Below are 16,822 nucleotides of genomic sequence, written 5' to 3' on the forward strand. Positions count from 1 at the left end.
TCGGGGCGGTTCTCAGCCGTGCCGGTCGCCGGGTAGGTCCAGGCACAGTCCGATCACCGGTACGCACACCCCGCCCGGACGGGGCTCCGGGCCGGCCGGGCCGTGGCCGGGGGTGGGGGTGGCGGTCGGCGTGGGGGTCGCCGGGGCCGGGCGCGGGGCGGACGCCGTCGGCGCGGGCGGCCGGGACGTGCCGCTCGGCGGGCCCGGGGTCCGGCTCGGCAGGGCGGTCGGTACGGCGGTGCCACCGGGTGTGGCCGTGGCCGTGCCGGGGGCCGGGGCCGAGGCCGGTGTCGAACCGGCCGGGGTGCCGGCGGGCACCGGCACGAGGCTCCTGCCGCCCATGGCGGAGGTCGCCGACGGCAGGGCGGTCGGGGCGGCGGCGATGGTGGCCGCGATGCCGGCGGAGCGGTCCGCGGGACTTTCGCCCGGTCCGGTCCTGGGCTCGGCCTCCGCGGTGCCCGGCGCGCCGACTCCCGCGTCCGGGGCGGCCCGTACCAGGCTGAGCACACCCGCGGCCAGGGCGAGGCCGCCGGCGGCCAGCAGCACCTTGCGCGGGCGGGGCTTGCGGTGCCGGCCGCGCCGTACTCCCGGCGTGCGCTCCGGCGCGCGTTCCCGCTCGGCGCCGGAGTGTGCAGGTATCGGTGTCATGGGTCCCGGACGCTATGCGCTCGTGTGGGCGGTGTGCGGGGAGAAGGCCGGGATGTCACTCGAACGGGTGTAGCCCCCTGGACTTCACGGGAAGGAACCCGGCTGCGATGATCGGGGCGACGAATGTTAACCCGCGTTAACCGGAGGGTGTCATGGGTGAGGAGCGGTTCGGGGAGTTCGTGCTGGTACGGCGGCACGGGCACGTCGCGGAGCTGGTGCTGGACCGGCCCAAGGCGATGAACGCGGTCTCCACGGAGATGGCCCGCTCCCTCACGAGTGCCTGCGCCGCGCTTTCCGCCGACCGGGACGCCCGGGTGGTCGTCCTCACCTCGTCGCACGAACGGGCGTTCTGCGTGGGGGCGGACCTGAAGGAGCGGAACTCCTTCACGGACGCCGACCTGATGCGGCAGCGACCGGTGACGCGCGGGTCGTACACCGGGGTGCTGGAGCTGCCGATGCCGACGATCGCGGCGGTGCACGGCTTCGCGCTCGGCGGCGGGTTCGAGCTGGCGCTGTCCTGCGACCTGATCGTGGCGGACGGCACCGCCGTGGTGGGGCTGCCGGAGGTGTCCGTGGGCGTGATCCCGGGCGGCGGCGGGACCCAGCTGCTGCCCCGGCGGGTCGGCGCGGCCCGCGCGGCCGAGCTGATCTTCTCGGCGCGGCGGGTGGAGGCGGCGGAGGCGGCCGAGCTGGGGCTGGTGGACCGCCTGGTGGAGCCCGGCCGGGACCGCGAGGAGGCGCTGGCGCTGGCCGAGCGGATCGCCGGGAACTCGCCGGTGGGGCTGCGGGCGGCGAAGCGGGCGCTGCGCCTGGGGCAGGGGCTGGACCTGCGGGCCGGGCTGGAGGTGGAGGACGCGGCCTGGCGCTCGGTGGCCTTCTCGGGTGACCGGGCGGAGGGAGTGGCGGCCTTCAACGAGAAGCGCAAGCCGCAGTGGCCGGGAGAGTAGGACACGGACCGGCCCCCCTAGGCCCCGAAGGAGCGCGAGGGGCGCGGGGAACCGCGCGACCGGCGACGACGCACCCGCACCCGGCAACGGTCCGGTGCCCCGGCCCGGTAGCCGCACGCGGCAAGCCACAACGCACCCGCACAGTGACCCGCACCCCGCGCAGCGCCGCGCACCGTCCGCCACCTGATCGCCGCACCCACACCCCCAAACCACCCATTCCTCCCTAACCTGGAGTAATGGGTGAGGACAAGCGGCTGGCCGCAGTCGTGGCGCTGGCGCAGGGCATGGCGGCGGCGCACACCCCGCGGGAGTGCTGGCAGGCCGCCGCCCGCGGCGCCTGCCACGCGCTCGACGGCAGCTTCGCCGCGCTGTCGGTGTGGGAACGCGAACTCGGCCGGCTCCGGGTCCTCGTCAACGTGGGCGACCGCGCCCCGGACGAAGAGGAGTTCCCGGAGGCCGAGACCTACCCGGTGCACCAGTTCCCGGAGATCACCGAGTTCCTGCACGAGCGGTGGGCCGGCGGCGGGGGCCCCAACGCCTGGGTGGAGACGGCCGAGGGCACGGCGAAAGGCACCCCCGGTTACTTCCACCAGCGCGTCGCCGCCCTGCGCCGCCGGGGCCGCGGCTGCTGCGTGGTCGCCCCGGTCGTCCTGCACGGCCGGGCCTGGGGCGAGCTGTACGTGGCGCGGCCGGTCGGCGGGGCGTCCTTCGCGCGGGGCGACGCCGACTTCGCGACCGTCCTCGCCGCCGTCGTGGCCGCGGGCATCGCGCAGACCGAGCGGCTGGAGGAGGCCCGCCGGCTCGCGTTCACCGACGCCCTCACCGGCCTGGCCAACCGCCGTGCCGTGGACGTACGCCTGGAGGAGGCCGTGGAACGGCACCGCGCGCAGGGCGTGGTCGTCAGCCTGGTGGTCTGCGACCTCAACGGGCTCAAGCGGGTCAACGACACCCTCGGGCACGCCGTCGGCGACCGCCTCCTCGAACGCTTCGGCTCGGTGCTGTCGCTGTGCGGCGCGATGGTGCCGGGCGCGCTGGCCGCGCGGCTCGGCGGGGACGAGTTCTGTCTGCTCGCGGTCGGGCCGTCCGCCGACGACGTGGTCAAGGCGGCCGACGAGCTGTGCCGGCGGGCCGGCGAGCTGGAACCGGGGGAGGGCGTCTCCTGCGGGGTCGCCTCGACCGAGGACGCGATCGGCGAGGTACGGGACGCGCGCCGGCTGTTCCGGCTCGCGGACGCCGCCCAGTACCGGGCGAAGGCGCTGCGCCTGGACCGGCCGGTGGTGGCCGGCCGGGAGGGGCCGGACGATCCGGTGGTGCGGCTGGCCGACGCGCCACCGCCCGCACGGACCGAACGGCGCCGGTTCCGCGGACGCCGGCCGTGAGGCGAAGCCCACACCGCGCGGTAAGGGGTGCTCCCGGTCCCCACTAGTGACACCGACGCATTCAATGCGTACGCTCCTGAATATGGATATGCACACTGTGGTGGTGGGGACGTCCGGCGTCACCGCGTCCGACGTTCTCGCCGTGGCGCGCGGCGGTGCCCGCATCGAGCTGTCGGCGGAGGCGGTGGCGGCCCTCGCGGCGGCCCGGGAGATCGTGGACGCGCTCGCGGCCAAGCCCGACCCGGTCTACGGCGTCTCCACCGGCTTCGGCGCCCTGGCGACCCGGCACATCAGCCAGGAACTGCGTGCCCAGCTACAGCGCAACATCGTCCGCTCGCACGCCGCCGGCATGGGCCCCTGGGTGGAGCGCGAGGTCGTACGGGCCCTGATGTTCCTGCGCCTGAAGACCGTCTGCTCCGGGCACACCGGTGTGCGGCCCGAGGTCGCGCAGACCATGGCCGACGTGCTGAACGCGGGCATCACCCCGGTCGTGCACGAGTACGGCTCCCTCGGCTGCTCCGGTGACCTGGCCCCGCTGTCCCACTGCGCCCTCACCCTCATGGGAGAAGGGGAGGCGGAGGGCCCCGACGGCACCGTCCGGCCCGCCGGCGAGCTGCTCGCCGAGCACGGGATCGCCCCCGTCGAGCTGCGCGAGAAGGAGGGCCTCGCCCTCCTCAACGGCACCGACGGCATGCTCGGCATGCTGGTCATGGCCCTCGCCGACCTCGACACCCTCTACAAGTCCGCCGACATAACCGCCGCCCTCAGCCTGGAGGCGCTGCTCGGGACCGACAAGGTGCTCGCGCCCGAACTGCACGCCATCCGGCCCCATCCGGGCCAGGGTGCCTCCGCCGCCAACATGCTCGCGGTGCTCAAGGGTTCCCAGCTCACCGGGCACCACCAGGACGACGCGCCCCGCGTCCAGGACGCCTACTCGGTGCGCTGCGCCCCGCAGGTCGCCGGCGCCGGCCGCGACACCCTCGCGCACGCCCGCCTGGTCGCCGAGCGGGAGCTGGCCTCCGCCGTCGACAACCCGGTGGTACTGCCCGACGGCCGTGTGGAGTCCAATGGCAACTTCCACGGCGCGCCGGTCGCTTACGTCCTGGACTTCCTCGCCATCGCCGCCGCCGACCTCGGCTCCATCGCCGAGCGCCGCACCGACCGGCTGCTGGACAAGAACCGCAGTCACGGCCTGCCGCCGTTCCTCGCCGACGACGCCGGCGTGGACTCCGGTCTGATGATCGCCCAGTACACGCAGGCCGCGCTGGTCAGCGAGCTGAAGCGGCTCGCCGTCCCGGCCTCCGCGGACTCCATCCCGTCCTCCGCCATGCAGGAGGACCACGTCTCCATGGGCTGGTCGGCCGCGCGCAAGCTGCGCACCGCCGTGGACAACCTCACCCGGGTCATCGCCATCGAGCTGTACGCGGCCACCCGCGCCATCGAGCTGCGCGAGGGCCTCACCCCGGCGCCCGCCTCCCAGGAGGTCATCGAGGCCGTCCGGGCCGCGGGTGTGCGGGGTCCGGGCCCGGACCGGTTCCTGGCGCCCGACCTGGCCGCCGCCGACGCGTTCGTGCGCGGCGGCGATCTCGTGGCGGCCGTGGAGAAGGTCACCGGCCCGCTCCAGTGAGCGCGCAGGGGCCCCGGCACAGCGGCCGGGGCCCCTCCACGCTACGGACGCGTCGTCACTTCAGCTTGGCGGCCTGCGCCTTCACCACCGGAGCGGAGACCGTGTAGGCCTTCTTGCTCATCATCGCCCCGATGTTGATCGTCGTGTACGTGGCGAGGGTGTTCCCGTGCCGCACGACCTCGGCGTGCAGCGGCATGGCGCCGTCCTCGCCCGCGTCGTTGGTCGCGGTGAAGGCCATCGACGCGTCACCCGTGCCCGAGGACTTCTCCTCGGCGACGTTGGTGAACTTGCCCTTCTGGCCGTCCTGCACGCCGGAGAAGCCGCCCGCGCAGGCCTTGACCGCGTCGGAGACCGACTTCAGGGCCCGCTCGGCGCCGTCGCCGTCGTACGAGGCCAGGGTGACCACGGTGACGTCCAGGTCCATGGACTTGTTGATCGCGTCCTCGAACTTGCCGTCGGACAGGTCGTCCAGGGACGTGGGGTCGTCCGTGGGGTCCTTCTTCTTGTCCTGCGTGACCATGCGGCTGGTGTCCGCAGCCGGCTCACCGGGCGCGATGCCGGTGGACGCCTGGAGCACCGGCCGGCACTTGGCGTCGTCGGACGTGACCTTGGCGCGGTCGGGGATGCCGCCCTCGACGGGGCCCACCTCGTACCCGGGCACCTCGCCCTTGGCGATGATCAGCTTCTTCAGTTCGGCGGCGCTCAGCGCCTTCGCGGCCGGCTTCGCCGCGTCCGGGCCCTTGGCGTCCCCGGAGTCCTTCGACCCCCCGTCGCCACAGCCCGTGACGAGGGCGAGCGACAGCACGCTCACAGCCGCGGTGGCGCACAGCCGCACGCCCGATGATCTCTTCATGAGCGAACTATGAGCGGGCTGTCAAAGTTCCGTCAAGGATGATTAAAAGTCCAGGCGTTCCCGGCGCACCGCATACACGACGAATCCGGCACCCACGGCGAGGAAGAGGCTGCCGCCGACGACGTACGGGGTGGTGTCGAAGCTTCCCGTGTCGGCCAGCCCGGCCTCCTCCGCCGCTTCCCGGCCGGTGTCCTCGGTGGTGGCCACCGTGACCGCTCTCGCCTGCGTGACCTGCGTCGGCGCGGACGTCCGCGCCGTCTGTCGCGCCGGGGCGTCCTGCGAGGCGTTCGCGGACGGGACGAACCACAGGGCACACAGCAGGGTGCCCGCGGCGGTGGCGGTCAGCAGCGGACGGCGAGCGGATGACACGGAATATCGATCCCCTTGTGACGCTGGCGAATTGGCCGTGTGGGGCGATGTTAGTGAAAGTCGCGGGTCACAGGAAAGTCACGGGAGGTTTCGGCCGTACGCTCCCGCCATGAGCACAGAAGAGACATCACGTTTTGTGCGGCTTCGCGTGGAGCTGGTGCTGGAGGTCCAGGACGACGACCAGGTGGCCAAGGCCGCGCTGCGCCGGATCGCCGCGGACCCGGAGCTGCCGGAGGGGGAGCGGGCCCAGGCCGAGGCGGCTGTGACGGAAGACACCGCGGAGGCCCTGGCGTATCTCGTGGACCCGTTCGACCTGGTGGCCGAGGTACCCGGAGTGGAACTGCAGCAGGCGTCCTGGTCCAGCGAGCGGGTCGACTACGACCCCGATTCGCCCGACTGGGACCTGGACGAGGATGATGGGGCGGACGACGAGGAAGAGGACGGCATCGGCTGAGCGTCGCGGGGCACCCTGGACCCCGGACGGCAACCGCCGTCCGGGGTTTCGTCGTCCCAGGGGGCGCACGGACCGAATCCCGCACCACCCGCCGCCGTGGGCGACCGCGTTCCGCGGACGTGGGATGCCCCACAGCCCGACGGGCTGGGGAACGGCAGGTACCGGCCGTAGCGTTGAACGTTCCTGGCGGGGACTCTCGGGGTTATCGCGACTCGGCAACGATGGAGAAGCTTGTGATGACGAACAGTATGCGGCGTAGGCGCCTGACGGCCGCGTCCGCTCTGCTCGGTGGTGTGCTGGTGCTGACGGCGTGTTCCGGCGGCGACGCCGGCTCCGCTTCCGGCGGCAACGACACCTCGCAGGCCAGGGCCGACGAGGCGGCGGCCAAGAAGTCGTCGGAGGCGCAGATCACCATCACGCCCAAGGACGGCTCCGACAACGCGTCGATCAACAACTCGGCGGCCGTCTCGGTGCGCAAGGGCACGCTCACGTCGGTCACGATGACCAGCCAGGACGGCAAGACCGTCGCCGGGCAGCTGTCCGCCGACAAGAAGAGCTGGAAGCCCAGCGTCCAGCTCGAGCGCTCCACCACCTACAAGCTCGCCGCGGCGGCCAAGGACTCCGGGGGCCGCATAGCCCACGAGAACGCGTCCTTCACCACGGTCTCCCCGGCCAACAGCTTCATCGGCACCTTCACCCCGGACAGCGGCGCCACGGTCGGCGTCGGCATGCCGGTGTCGATCAACTTCGACAAGGCGATCACCAACAAGGCGGCCGTGCAGAAGGGCATCACGGTCAGCTCCAGCAGCGGCCAGGAGGTCGCCTGCCACTGGTTCAACGCCAACCGCATGGACTGCCGCCCGGAGGAGTACTGGAAGGAAGGCTCCACCGTCACCCTGAAGCTCGCGCTCGACGGCGTCCAGGGCGCCAGCGGCGTCTACGGCGTCCAGCAGAAGACGGTCACCTTCCACATCGGCCGCAACCAGGTCTCGTACGTCGACGCGAAGACCAAGCAGATGAAGATCACGCAGGACGGAAAGGTTGTCAAGACCATACCGATCTCCGCCGGCTCGCCCGAGAACAAGACGTACGAGGGCCAGATGGTGATCTCCGAGAAGTTCAAGGAGACCCGGATGAACGGCGCGACGGTCGGCTTCACCGACGACGACGGCAAGGGCGAGTACGACATCAAGGACGTGCCGCACGCCATGCGCCTGACCAACTCCGGCACCTTCATCCACGGCAACTACTGGGGCGACCCCTCGGTGTTCGGCAACGTCAACACCAGCCACGGCTGTGTGGGCCTGCAGGACAAGAAGGGCGCCAACGACCCCAGCACGCCGGCGGCCTGGTTCTACGAGCACTCGCTGATCGGTGACGTCGTGGTCGTCCAGAACACCGGCGACAAGACCGTCTCGCCGGACAACGGCCTCAACGGCTGGAACATGGACTGGGCGCAGTGGAAGGCCGGCTCGGCCGTCTGACGCTCCCTCACCCACCATGCCGGTGCCGCCCCTCATGCGCGGCACCGGCTTTTTCACGGCTGCCCGCCCGGGAGTCCCGGGGGCCGGTGGAAGCCGGTGGAAGCCTTCTCATGCTTCTCTTATGTCGGCCTTATGGTGCCATCACGGTCCGTCCCTAGCTTGCGGCCATGTTCTTCACCTACCTGAGGCGCGAACTGCGCCGCCGCAGAAAGGCGGCCCTCGTCGTCGCCTCCGGCCTCGCGCTGGGCATCGCGCTGGTCATCGTGGTCAACTCCGTGTCCAACGGCATGGGGAAGGCCCAGGACAAGGTGCTCCAGTCGCTGTACGGGCTGGGGACCGACATGACGGTGACCAAGGCGGCGTCGGCGTCCACCGGTGACGCCCAGCGGCCCCGCTTCCGGTTCGACGCGCAGAACGACGGCGACGACTCCAAGCAGAGCAGTGACCGCGTGATGGTGCAGGGCTTCCAGACCCTGTCGGCGTCCACGGTGACCAAGGTGGGCTCGCAGTCCGGCGTCTCGGACGCGGTCGGCGGGCTGAGCCTTCAGGTCCTCAAGGTCAGCGGGCAGTTCACGCGGGGTCAGTTCCAGCAGGGCGGGAGCGGCGGCTTCCAGCGGGGCGGCGGGTACGGTCAGCCCCAGGGCGAGGTGAAGGGCGGCGGCGCCGACTTCGACGTCAACACCTACTCGGTGTACGGCACCGACGTCACCAAGCCCGCCCTGGGCCCGCTGACCTCCTCGAAGATCACCAGCGGCCGAACCTTCAAGACGACGGAGACCGACGCCGCGGTCGTCGTGGCGGACTCCGCCTACGCCAAGGAGAAGAAGTACGAGGTCGGCTCCACCGTCACCGTCAAGGGCGTCAAGTTCACGGTGATCGGCATCGCCACCGCCGACAGCGGTGACTCGGCCGCCAACCTGTACATCCCGCTGAAGCGGGCCCAGACCCTCGGTGACGCGAAGGACAAGGTCACCACGGTCTACGTCAAGGCCGCCGACTCGAAGAAGATCGACAGCGTCAAGTCGGCGATCCGGAAGAACGTCCCGGGTACGACGGTCACCACCTCCGCCGACCTCGCGGACACCGTCTCCGGCTCCCTGTCCACGGCCTCCTCCCTCGCCGCGAACGTCGGCACCTGGCTGTCCCTGGTGGTGCTGGTGGCCGCCTTCCTGGTGGCCGGCCTGCTCACCTCCTCGGCGGTCTCCCGCCGGGTCCGCGAGTTCGGCACGCTGAAGGCGCTGGGCTGGCGGTCGGGCCGGGTGACCCGGCAGGTGGTCGGCGAGGCCATGGTCAACGGCCTGGTCGGCGGCGTCCTCGGCATCGCCCTCGGCCTGGCGGGCGCGTACGTCGTGACCGCCATCAGCCCCGGCCTCCAGGCCCAGGTCGGCGGCGGCACGGGCGGCGGCCCCGGCGGTGGCGGCGGCTTCCCGGGCGGCCCAGGCCGGCGGACGGCGAAGACCCTGGAGGTGGCCCTCACGGCCCCGGTGAGCGTGACGACGATCGTCCTGGCGGTGGGCCTCGCGGTGGCGGGCGGCCTGATCGCGGGCGCGTTCGGCGGCTGGCGCGCCTCCAGGCTGCGCCCGGCGGACGCGCTGAGGCGGGTGGAGTAGGCCGGCCTCCCGGCGGGGCCGGCCGGTCCGGTCGAGGGGCGCGGGGAAACGCGCGCCCGCCCCCGCGGACCGACGGCCAGAACCAGCGCGCACCCACCCTGAAACAGATCCCGGAGCCCCCATGTACGAACTGAACAACGTCACCAAGCGCTACACCCGGGGCAAGGACACCGTCCACGCCCTCGACGGAGTCGGCCTCACCATCCCCGACGGGGACAGGCTCGTCATCCAGGGCCCCACCGGCGGCGGGAAGTCCACGCTCCTGCAGATGCTCGGCGGCCTCGACCGCCCCACCTCCGGCGAAGTCGTCCTGGACGGCACGGACCTGGCCAGGCTGAGCGAGGCCCGGCTGACCAGGGTCCGCAGCGAGAGCATCGGCTTCGTCTTCCAGTCCTTCAACCTCATCCCGACCCTCACCGCCCAGGAGAACGTGGAGACCGCCCTCGTCCCCCTCGGCATCAAGGTGAAGGAGCGCCGCGAACTCGCCGCCGAGGCCCTTCGGTCCGTCGGTCTGGGCGAGCGCCTCGGACACCTTCCCGGCGAGATGTCCGGAGGGCAGCAGCAGCGCGTCGCCATCGCCCGGGCCGTCGTGAAGAAACCCAAGGTGCTGCTGGCCGACGAGCCGACCGGCAACCTGGACGAGGGAACGCGGGACGAGATCATGGACGTGCTCGAACGCCTGTGGACGGAGCACGGGTTGACGTTCATCATGGTCACCCACGACTCCACGCTGGCGAAGAAGGCCCCGCGCCTGGCCACCCTGCGCAAGGGCAGGATCACCGTGAAGGAGAACGCGGCCACCTGACGGCGCATAACACGAGCCGATCGCGGCGCACTTCGCAGTTGTGTAACGGTGTCCCGGCCGCCGCGTAACAGTTTCCTGGCGAGCCTTCTTACCGTCCTTTCATCTATTGAGCCCACTGATCACCCCCCGGCATACTGCGTGGTCCGGGGGGTTGGCGTGCATACGTACGAGTCCGCCCCCGAACGGGTGAACGGGGAATTCGCCCGGTACTCCATCTCCAGGGGGAGAACTTGCGTAGACAAGTGAAAAGAGCGGCTGCGGCCACCGTGGCGACGGCCGCAGCAGTCGCCCTCGCAGCGGGTATGACCAGCCCGGCGTCGGCGAAGCCCGACCGCGCCTCGGTGGCTACCACGGCCGCCTCGAAGGCCGCCGTCAAGCACCACGTCACCCTGATCACCGGTGACCGCGTCGCCCTCGACGCCAAGGGCCGCGTCGTCGGCCTGGAGCGGGCCAAGGGACGCGAGCACATACCCTTCCAGGTCCGCAAGACCTCCGGGCACACGCTGGTCGTCCCCGCGGACGCCGCCCGCCTGGTCGCCTCCGGCACGCTGGACCAGCGCCTGTTCGACGTCACCGAGCTGAACAAGGCCGCCACCCGCAAGGCCCAGAAGAACGGCCTGAAGGTCATCGTCGGCTACCGCGGCACCGCGGCCGGCGCCAAGGCCGACGTCCGCGACGCGGGCACCCTGCGCCGCAGCCTGAAGGCGCTCAACGCGGACGCCGTACAGACCCCGGTCAAGGACACCGCCGACCTGTGGGCCGCCGTCACCAACGGCGACAAGTCCGCCTCCGGCATCGCCCACGTCTGGCTCGACGGCGTCCGCAAGGCCGCCCTCGACAAGTCCGTGCCGCAGATCGGCGCCCCCACCGCGTGGGCCGCCGGCTACACCGGCAAGGGCGTGAAGGTCGCCGTCCTGGACACCGGCGTGGACACCAGCCACCCGGACCTCAAGGACCAGGTGATCGAGTCCAAGAACTTCACCACAGCCGCCGACGCCAAGGACCACTTCGGTCACGGCACGCACGTCGCGTCCATCGTGGCCGGCACCGGCGCCAAGTCGGGCGGCAAGTACAAGGGTGTGGCCCCGGACGCCAAGCTCCTCAACGGCAAGGTCCTGGACGACAGCGGCTTCGGTGACGACTCCGGCATCCTCGCCGGCATGGAGTGGGCGGCCTCCCAGGGCGCCGACGTCATCAACCTGAGCCTCGGCGGCTACGACACCCCCGAGATCGACCCGCTCGAGGCCGAGGTCAACAAGCTCTCCGCCGAGAAGGGCGTCCTGTTCGCGATCGCCGCGGGCAACGAGGGCCCCCAGTCGATCGGTTCGCCGGGCAGCGCGGACGCCGCGCTCACCGTCGGCGCCGTCGACGACAAGGACAAGCTCGCCGACTTCTCCTCCACCGGCCCGCGCGCCGGCGACGGCGCCATCAAGCCGGACGTCACCGCGCCGGGCGTGGACATCACCGCCGCCGCGGCCAAGGGCAGCGTCATCGACCAGGAGGTCGGCGAGAAGCCCGACGGCTACCTGACCATCTCCGGCACCTCGATGGCCACCCCGCACGTCGCGGGCGCCGCCGCCATCCTGAAGCAGGAGCACCCGGACTGGGGCTACACCGAGCTGAAGGGCGCCCTCACCGGCTCCACCAAGGGCGGCAAGTACACCCCGTTCCAGCAGGGTACGGGCCGCATCCAGGTCGACAAGGCCATCAAGCAGTCGATCGTCGCCGACCCGGTGTCGGTGAGCTTCGGCGTGCAGCAGTGGCCGCACACCGACGACAAGCCGGTCACCAAGAAGCTGACGTACCGCAACCTCGGTGACAAGGACGTCACGCTCAGCCTGAGCAGCACCGCCACCAACCCCAAGGGCGCGGCGGCCCCGTCCGGCTTCTTCCAGCTCGGCGCGACGACCGTGACCGTCCCCGCGCACGGCACCGCCTCGGTCGACTTCACCGTCGACACCAAGCTGGGCGGCACCGTCGACGGCGACTACTCGGCGTACGTCACGGCGACGGGCGACGGCCAGACCGTCCGCACGGCCGCCGCGGTGCAGCGCGAGGTCGAGTCGTACGACCTGACCCTGAAGTTCATCGGCCGCGACGGCAAGCCGGCCCCGTACTACAACGCCGACGTCAGCGGCGTGGCGGGCCTGGCCAACGGCGTCTGGCTGACCCCGTACGACAAGTCCGGCACGGTGAAGGTGCGCGCGCCCAAGGGCACGTACATCCTCAACACCTCCGTCTACGCTGACCCCCAGGACGCCTCCAAGGGCGCCGACTGGATCGCGCAGCCGAAGCTGACCGTCGACAAGAAGCAGACGATCACCATCGACGCGCGCAAGACCAAGCCGGTGGACATCACCGTCCCGGCCTCGGGCCTGAAGTCCCAGTTCGCCTCGCCGGAGTACGACGTCACCGTCGGCAACGGCCAGTACGGCTTCGGCTGGTTCCTCGACTCGTACAAGAACTTCCGCACCGCCCACCTGGGCCCGCAGCTGCCCGCCGGGACGCTGTGGCAGCAGTGGGACGGCCACTGGACCAAGGGCGCGACCGAGCAGTACGACGTCACCTCCGGCGGTGCCGTCAAGCAGCTCGCCACCGGCTACACCAAGCACTACAAGGCGGGCGACCTCGCCACGGTGAAGGCACGGCTGGGCGCGGCGGCGAGCGGCAAGACCGGCTCGATCGACGCGGTGGGCTGGCTGCCCGGCAGCTCCGGCGCCTCCTCCATCAGCATCCCGCAGAAGCTGCCCGGCACCCGCACCCTGCACCTGTCCGCCACCGGCGGCGTGCAGTGGGAGCTGGACTTCCAGCAGAACGGCGGGGTCGACCAGGACGGCTTCCCGGTCACCGAGGCCGGCTACGGGCTCGGCCAGTTCACCTTCAAGGGCGGCAAGACCTACACCAAGACGGTCAACACCGCCGTCTTCGGCCCGCACCTCGGCAAGGACTACGGCCTGTTCCGCGACGGCAACGAGATCTTCGGCGTGCTGCCGCTGTTCGCCGACTCCGCCAAGCACGCCGGGTCCTCGCAGTTCACCTCGGTGAACACCACGCTGTACCGCAACGGCGCCAAGGTCGGCTCGAACAAGGACCCGCTGTTCGGCGACGCCACCTTCAAGGTGCCGTCCGGTGACGCGGCGTACAAGCTGACCACCTCGGTCAAGCGGTCCGCGAAGGTGTCGCAGGCCTCGACGCGCATCGACGCGACCTGGACCTTCCGCTCCAAGAAGCCGGCGGACTTCGTCCAGCTGCCCGCCTCCGCGCTGCACTTCGGCGCCACGACCGGCCTGGACAGCCGTGTCACGGCCGGCAAGACGGTCACCTTCCCGGTCACCGTGGAGGGCTCCGCCGCCGGCAGGAACCTGAAGTCCCTCGCCGTCTACGTCTCCTACGACGGCAAGAACTTCAAGAAGGTCACCGTCAAGAACGGCAAGATCACCGTCAAGAACCCGGCGAAGAACAAGGCGATCTCGTTCCGCGCCAACATCACCGACAAGAAGGGCAACACGTCGGCGATCACGATCTACAACGCGTACTCCGGCAAGTAGGCCACAGCGCGGTAGACCGTCACGCTCCTTGACGAGGGGTGCACCGGAGGACAGCCTCCGGTGCACCCCTCAGCGCGTTGCCGCGCGCGTCGCGTCGGCGCCCCAGCTGCCCAGCAGACGCAGGGAGTCCGCGGAGGCGGAGTCCGGATCGGCGTGGTAGGTGACCAGGGACTGCTCCGAGCCGTCCGTCAGGCGGAAGCTCTCGAAGTTCAGGGCCAGGTCGCCCACCAAGGGGTGGTGCAGGTGCTTGACGCCGTGGCTCTTCTCCTTGACGTCGTGCGTGGCCCACAGCCGGCGGAACTCCTCGCTCTTGACGGACAGCTCACCCACCAGGGCCGACAGACGCGCGTCGTCCGGATCGCACCCCGCGTCCATCCGCAGGGCGCACACGATGTCGATCGCCTTCTGCTCCCAGTCGACGAACAGCTCGCGGTAGGCGGGGCGCAGGAAGACCAGCCGCGCCCAGTTGCGCTCACCGGGCGGCAGCTCCCCCCAGTCACCGAAGAGGGCCGCCGCCATCCGGTTCCAGGCGAGGATCTCCGAGCGCCGGCCCACGACGTACGCCGGTACGCCCTCCATGCTGTCCAGCAGGTGCCGCAGCACCGCCCGCACCTGCTGCTGCCGTGCCGCCGGCTTCTTCTTGTGCGCCTTCGGCTTGGCCAGGTGCGTCAGGTGCGCGTGCTCGGCGTCCGTCAGCCGCAGCGCCCGGGCGATGGAGTCCAGCACCTCGGCCGAGACGTTACGGCCGTTGCCCTGCTCGAGACGGGTGTAGTACGCCACCGACACCCCGGCCAGCTGCGCCAGCTCCTCACGGCGCAGCCCCGGCACCCGGCGGTGCCGTCCGAAGCCGGCCAGTCCCACGTCCTCGGGCTTCAGCCGGGCCCGCCGGCTGCGCAGGAACTCGCTCAGCTCCGCCCGCCGGTCCAGGGTCCGGCCGGTGGCCACGCTTGCGTCCGGCTGCTCGTCCCTGCTGTCCATGCGTCCAGTATTCCTGGTCGTATGCGCGGCAGCCTGACCCCGCCAGTGGTAGGCACGGCGGTCGTACGCAAAAGCGTGGTCTGGGTGGGCGGCGCCTCGCCCGGCAGGCTGGAGACCGTGCCCGGCGGGAAGGCAGCCGGGCGCGAGACCCCCCGCTAGGAGATCCTCCGCATGACCACTGTTGCCGCATACGCCGCGCCCGCCGCGAAGGCCCCGCTGGAGCGGACGACCATCGAGCGACGCGCGGTCGGCGAGCACGACGTCCTGATCGACATCAAGTTCGCCGGTATCTGCCACTCCGACATCCACCAGGCCCGCGAGGGCTGGGGCGAGGCGATCTTCCCGATGGTCCCCGGCCACGAGATCGCGGGCGTCGTCGCCGAGGTCGGCCCCGGCGTGACGAAGTTCCGGGTCGGCGACCGGGTCGGGGTCGGCTGCATGGTCGACTCCTGCCGCGAGTGCGAGAACTGCCTGCGAGGCGAGGAGCAGTACTGCCTCAACGGCATGGTCGGCACCTACAATGCCGTCGGCAAGGACGGCGAGCCCACCTACGGCGGCTACTCCGAGAAGATCGTCGTCAACGAGAACTACGTCCTGCGCATCCCCGACGGGCTGTCCCTGGACGTCGCCGCGCCGCTGCTCTGCGCGGGCATCACCACCTACTCCCCGCTGAGCCACTGGAACGCCGGCCCCGGCAAGAAGGTCGCGATCGTCGGCCTCGGCGGTCTCGGCCACATGGCCGTCAAGATCGCGCACGCCATGGGCGCCGAGGTGACGGTGCTGTCCCAGTCCCTGCGCAAGAAGGACGACGGGCTCAAGCTGGGCGCCGACCACTACTACGCCACCAGCGACCCGAAGACCTTCGAGGAGCTGGCCGGCACCTTCGACCTGATTGTGTCGACCGTGTCCGCGCCGATGGACTTCGGCGCGCTGCTGTCGCTGCTGAAGACGGACGGCGCGCTGGTGAACGTGGGCGCCCCCGAGGACCCCATCGCGCTCAACCTCTTCTCGGTGATCGGCGGCCGCAAGACGCTCGCCGGCTCCATGATCGGCGGCATCCGCGAGACCCAGGAGATGCTGGACTTCTGCGCCGAGCACGGCATCGGCGCCGAGATCGAGCTGATCAGCGCGGCCGAGGTCAACGAGGCGTACGAGCGGGTGCTGGCGAGCGACGTCCGCTACCGCTTCGTGATCGACACGGCCACGATCTGACCTGCGGTCCGGCCCGGGCGCGGTCGTGCCCGGGCGCGTACCTGTCGGGCCGTGGTCCTGCGAGGCCGTAGCCCTGCCGGGCTACGGCGTGCGGCGGATGGTCTGCCGGGTGCGGATGGTCTGCCGGGTGCGGGCCGTCGTGGCCGTTCGCGCGGTTCCCCGCGCCCCTTCGGGGGCGCTATCCGAGACGGAAACCCTCCCCGGCGCCGTACGCCCGCACCAGGACGGCTCCGTCGTCCGCCGGCCGTACGACATGGACCCGGCCGGTCCCGGCCACCCGGACCTCGCCGTCCCCCACCGTGAGCAGCGTGTTCTCGTCCACGGCGACCCCGCAGGGCGCGTCCCCCCGCGCGACCGCCGTCACCAGCCGGGCCAGCGTGCCCCACTGGGCCGCGTGCACGTCCACCGCGAACGGCACCAGGCCGAGCCCCGGCCGGACCTCGATCTCCGCCAGGTCCTCCCCGGTCTCCTCCGCACACACCGGGACCCCGTCCAGCAGCCACCCGCCGACCAGGGCCCGCCGCGCGGCCACGGCGGCACCGGCGGAGAAACCGGCGTACGGCATCCCGCGCACCGCCAGCAGCGCCGGCAGCCGCTCCAGGCAGTCCGCGAGCGCGTCCAGGTAGGCGGGTGTCAGCCCACCGCACACCAGCAGCCCGTCGATCCCGTCCAGCGCGGCCTCCGGCTCGAAGCGGCCACCGAGCGGCACGAGCAGCGGCACCGGCGTGCACGGCGGCCCGGCCTTCCGCAGCGCCGTCGCGTACCGCTCGAACTGCGCGGCCCCGTCCCCCTCGTCGAGGACCAGACACCCGACCCGCCGCTCACCATCCAGCTCCCGCAGGAACGGCTCGTACACCTCGGCGCGGTCCCAGCCCCCACCGATGAGAAAAACCCGACTGCCCATGCCC

At 71.6% G+C, this 16,822-nt stretch carries 14 protein-coding genes; 9 read left to right on the forward strand and 5 right to left on the reverse strand.

The window, feature by feature from the left end; all coding sequences use genetic code 11:
- Window positions 1-12: 12 nt before the first annotated feature.
- Window positions 13-648 carry a hypothetical protein gene (locus tag AB0947_RS04350; RefSeq protein ID WP_366748717.1) on the reverse strand — a complete coding sequence of 212 codons (636 nt, stop codon included), beginning with the start codon at window positions 646-648 and terminating at the stop codon, window positions 13-15.
- A 152-nt stretch (window positions 649-800) separates the two neighbouring features.
- Between AB0947_RS04350 and AB0947_RS04355 the strand changes: the two genes are divergently transcribed.
- From AB0947_RS04355 to hutH, 3 genes are all read left to right on the forward strand, one after another.
- A complete protein-coding gene (locus AB0947_RS04355) occupies window positions 801-1,595 on the forward strand; it encodes an enoyl-CoA hydratase-related protein (protein WP_366748718.1) in 795 nt (264 codons plus the stop codon).
- A gap of 236 nt (window positions 1,596-1,831) precedes the next feature.
- Entirely contained in the window at window positions 1,832-2,974 is a 1,143-nt protein-coding gene (locus AB0947_RS04360; protein ID WP_366748719.1) for a GGDEF domain-containing protein, read from the forward strand.
- A gap of 88 nt (window positions 2,975-3,062) precedes the next feature.
- On the forward strand, window positions 3,063-4,601 hold the full coding sequence (hutH, locus tag AB0947_RS04365) for a histidine ammonia-lyase (RefSeq protein ID WP_366748806.1): 1,539 nt from the start codon (window positions 3,063-3,065) through the stop codon (window positions 4,599-4,601).
- A gap of 55 nt (window positions 4,602-4,656) precedes the next feature.
- Here hutH and AB0947_RS04370 read toward each other — a convergent pair whose 3' ends face one another.
- Window positions 4,657-5,454: a hypothetical protein gene (locus AB0947_RS04370; protein WP_366748720.1), complete on the reverse strand. Its 798-nt coding sequence runs from the start codon at window positions 5,452-5,454 to the stop codon at window positions 4,657-4,659.
- 42 nt (window positions 5,455-5,496) lie between these two features.
- Window positions 5,497-5,823 (reverse strand): LAETG motif-containing sortase-dependent surface protein, encoded by a 327-nt coding sequence (locus AB0947_RS04375; RefSeq protein WP_366748721.1) that lies wholly within the window; start codon window positions 5,821-5,823, stop codon window positions 5,497-5,499.
- 109 nt (window positions 5,824-5,932) lie between these two features.
- Between AB0947_RS04375 and AB0947_RS04380 the strand changes: the two genes are divergently transcribed.
- The 5 genes from AB0947_RS04380 to AB0947_RS04400 all read left to right on the forward strand — a co-directional run bounded on the left by AB0947_RS04380 (window position 5,933) and on the right by AB0947_RS04400 (window position 13,724).
- Window positions 5,933-6,277, forward strand: coding sequence for a hypothetical protein (locus AB0947_RS04380; protein ID WP_366748722.1), 345 nt, complete (start codon window positions 5,933-5,935; stop codon window positions 6,275-6,277).
- 236 nt (window positions 6,278-6,513) lie between these two features.
- Window positions 6,514-7,761, forward strand: a complete 1,248-nt coding sequence (locus AB0947_RS04385) for an Ig-like domain-containing protein (protein WP_366748723.1) — start codon at window positions 6,514-6,516, stop codon at window positions 7,759-7,761.
- A gap of 167 nt (window positions 7,762-7,928) precedes the next feature.
- Window positions 7,929-9,371 (forward strand): ABC transporter permease, encoded by a 1,443-nt coding sequence (locus AB0947_RS04390; RefSeq protein WP_366748724.1) that lies wholly within the window; start codon window positions 7,929-7,931, stop codon window positions 9,369-9,371.
- A gap of 121 nt (window positions 9,372-9,492) precedes the next feature.
- The gene (locus tag AB0947_RS04395; RefSeq protein ID WP_366748725.1) at window positions 9,493-10,176 is read left to right on the forward strand and encodes an ABC transporter ATP-binding protein; all 684 of its coding nucleotides are present in this window, start codon (window positions 9,493-9,495) and stop codon (window positions 10,174-10,176) included.
- Between the two features lie 302 nt (window positions 10,177-10,478).
- Window positions 10,479-13,724, forward strand: a complete 3,246-nt coding sequence (locus AB0947_RS04400; protein WP_366748726.1) for a S8 family serine peptidase — start codon at window positions 10,479-10,481, stop codon at window positions 13,722-13,724.
- 69 nt (window positions 13,725-13,793) lie between these two features.
- Here AB0947_RS04400 and AB0947_RS04405 read toward each other — a convergent pair whose 3' ends face one another.
- The gene (locus AB0947_RS04405; RefSeq protein WP_366748727.1) at window positions 13,794-14,702 is read right to left on the reverse strand and encodes a helix-turn-helix transcriptional regulator; all 909 of its coding nucleotides are present in this window, start codon (window positions 14,700-14,702) and stop codon (window positions 13,794-13,796) included.
- A 171-nt stretch (window positions 14,703-14,873) separates the two neighbouring features.
- Between AB0947_RS04405 and AB0947_RS04410 the strand changes: the two genes are divergently transcribed.
- Window positions 14,874-15,914: an NAD(P)-dependent alcohol dehydrogenase gene (locus AB0947_RS04410; protein ID WP_366748728.1), complete on the forward strand. Its 1,041-nt coding sequence runs from the start codon at window positions 14,874-14,876 to the stop codon at window positions 15,912-15,914.
- A gap of 178 nt (window positions 15,915-16,092) precedes the next feature.
- On the opposite strand, the gene AB0947_RS04415 is transcribed toward AB0947_RS04410, so the two are convergent.
- Entirely contained in the window at window positions 16,093-16,818 is a 726-nt protein-coding gene (locus AB0947_RS04415) for a hypothetical protein (protein WP_366748729.1), read from the reverse strand.
- Between the last annotated feature and the right edge of the window lie 4 nt (window positions 16,819-16,822).

It is taken from the genome of Streptomyces sp. NPDC047841 (assembly GCF_040704085.1).
GTDB classification, from domain to species: domain Bacteria; phylum Actinomycetota; class Actinomycetes; order Streptomycetales; family Streptomycetaceae; genus Streptomyces; species Streptomyces argyrophylli.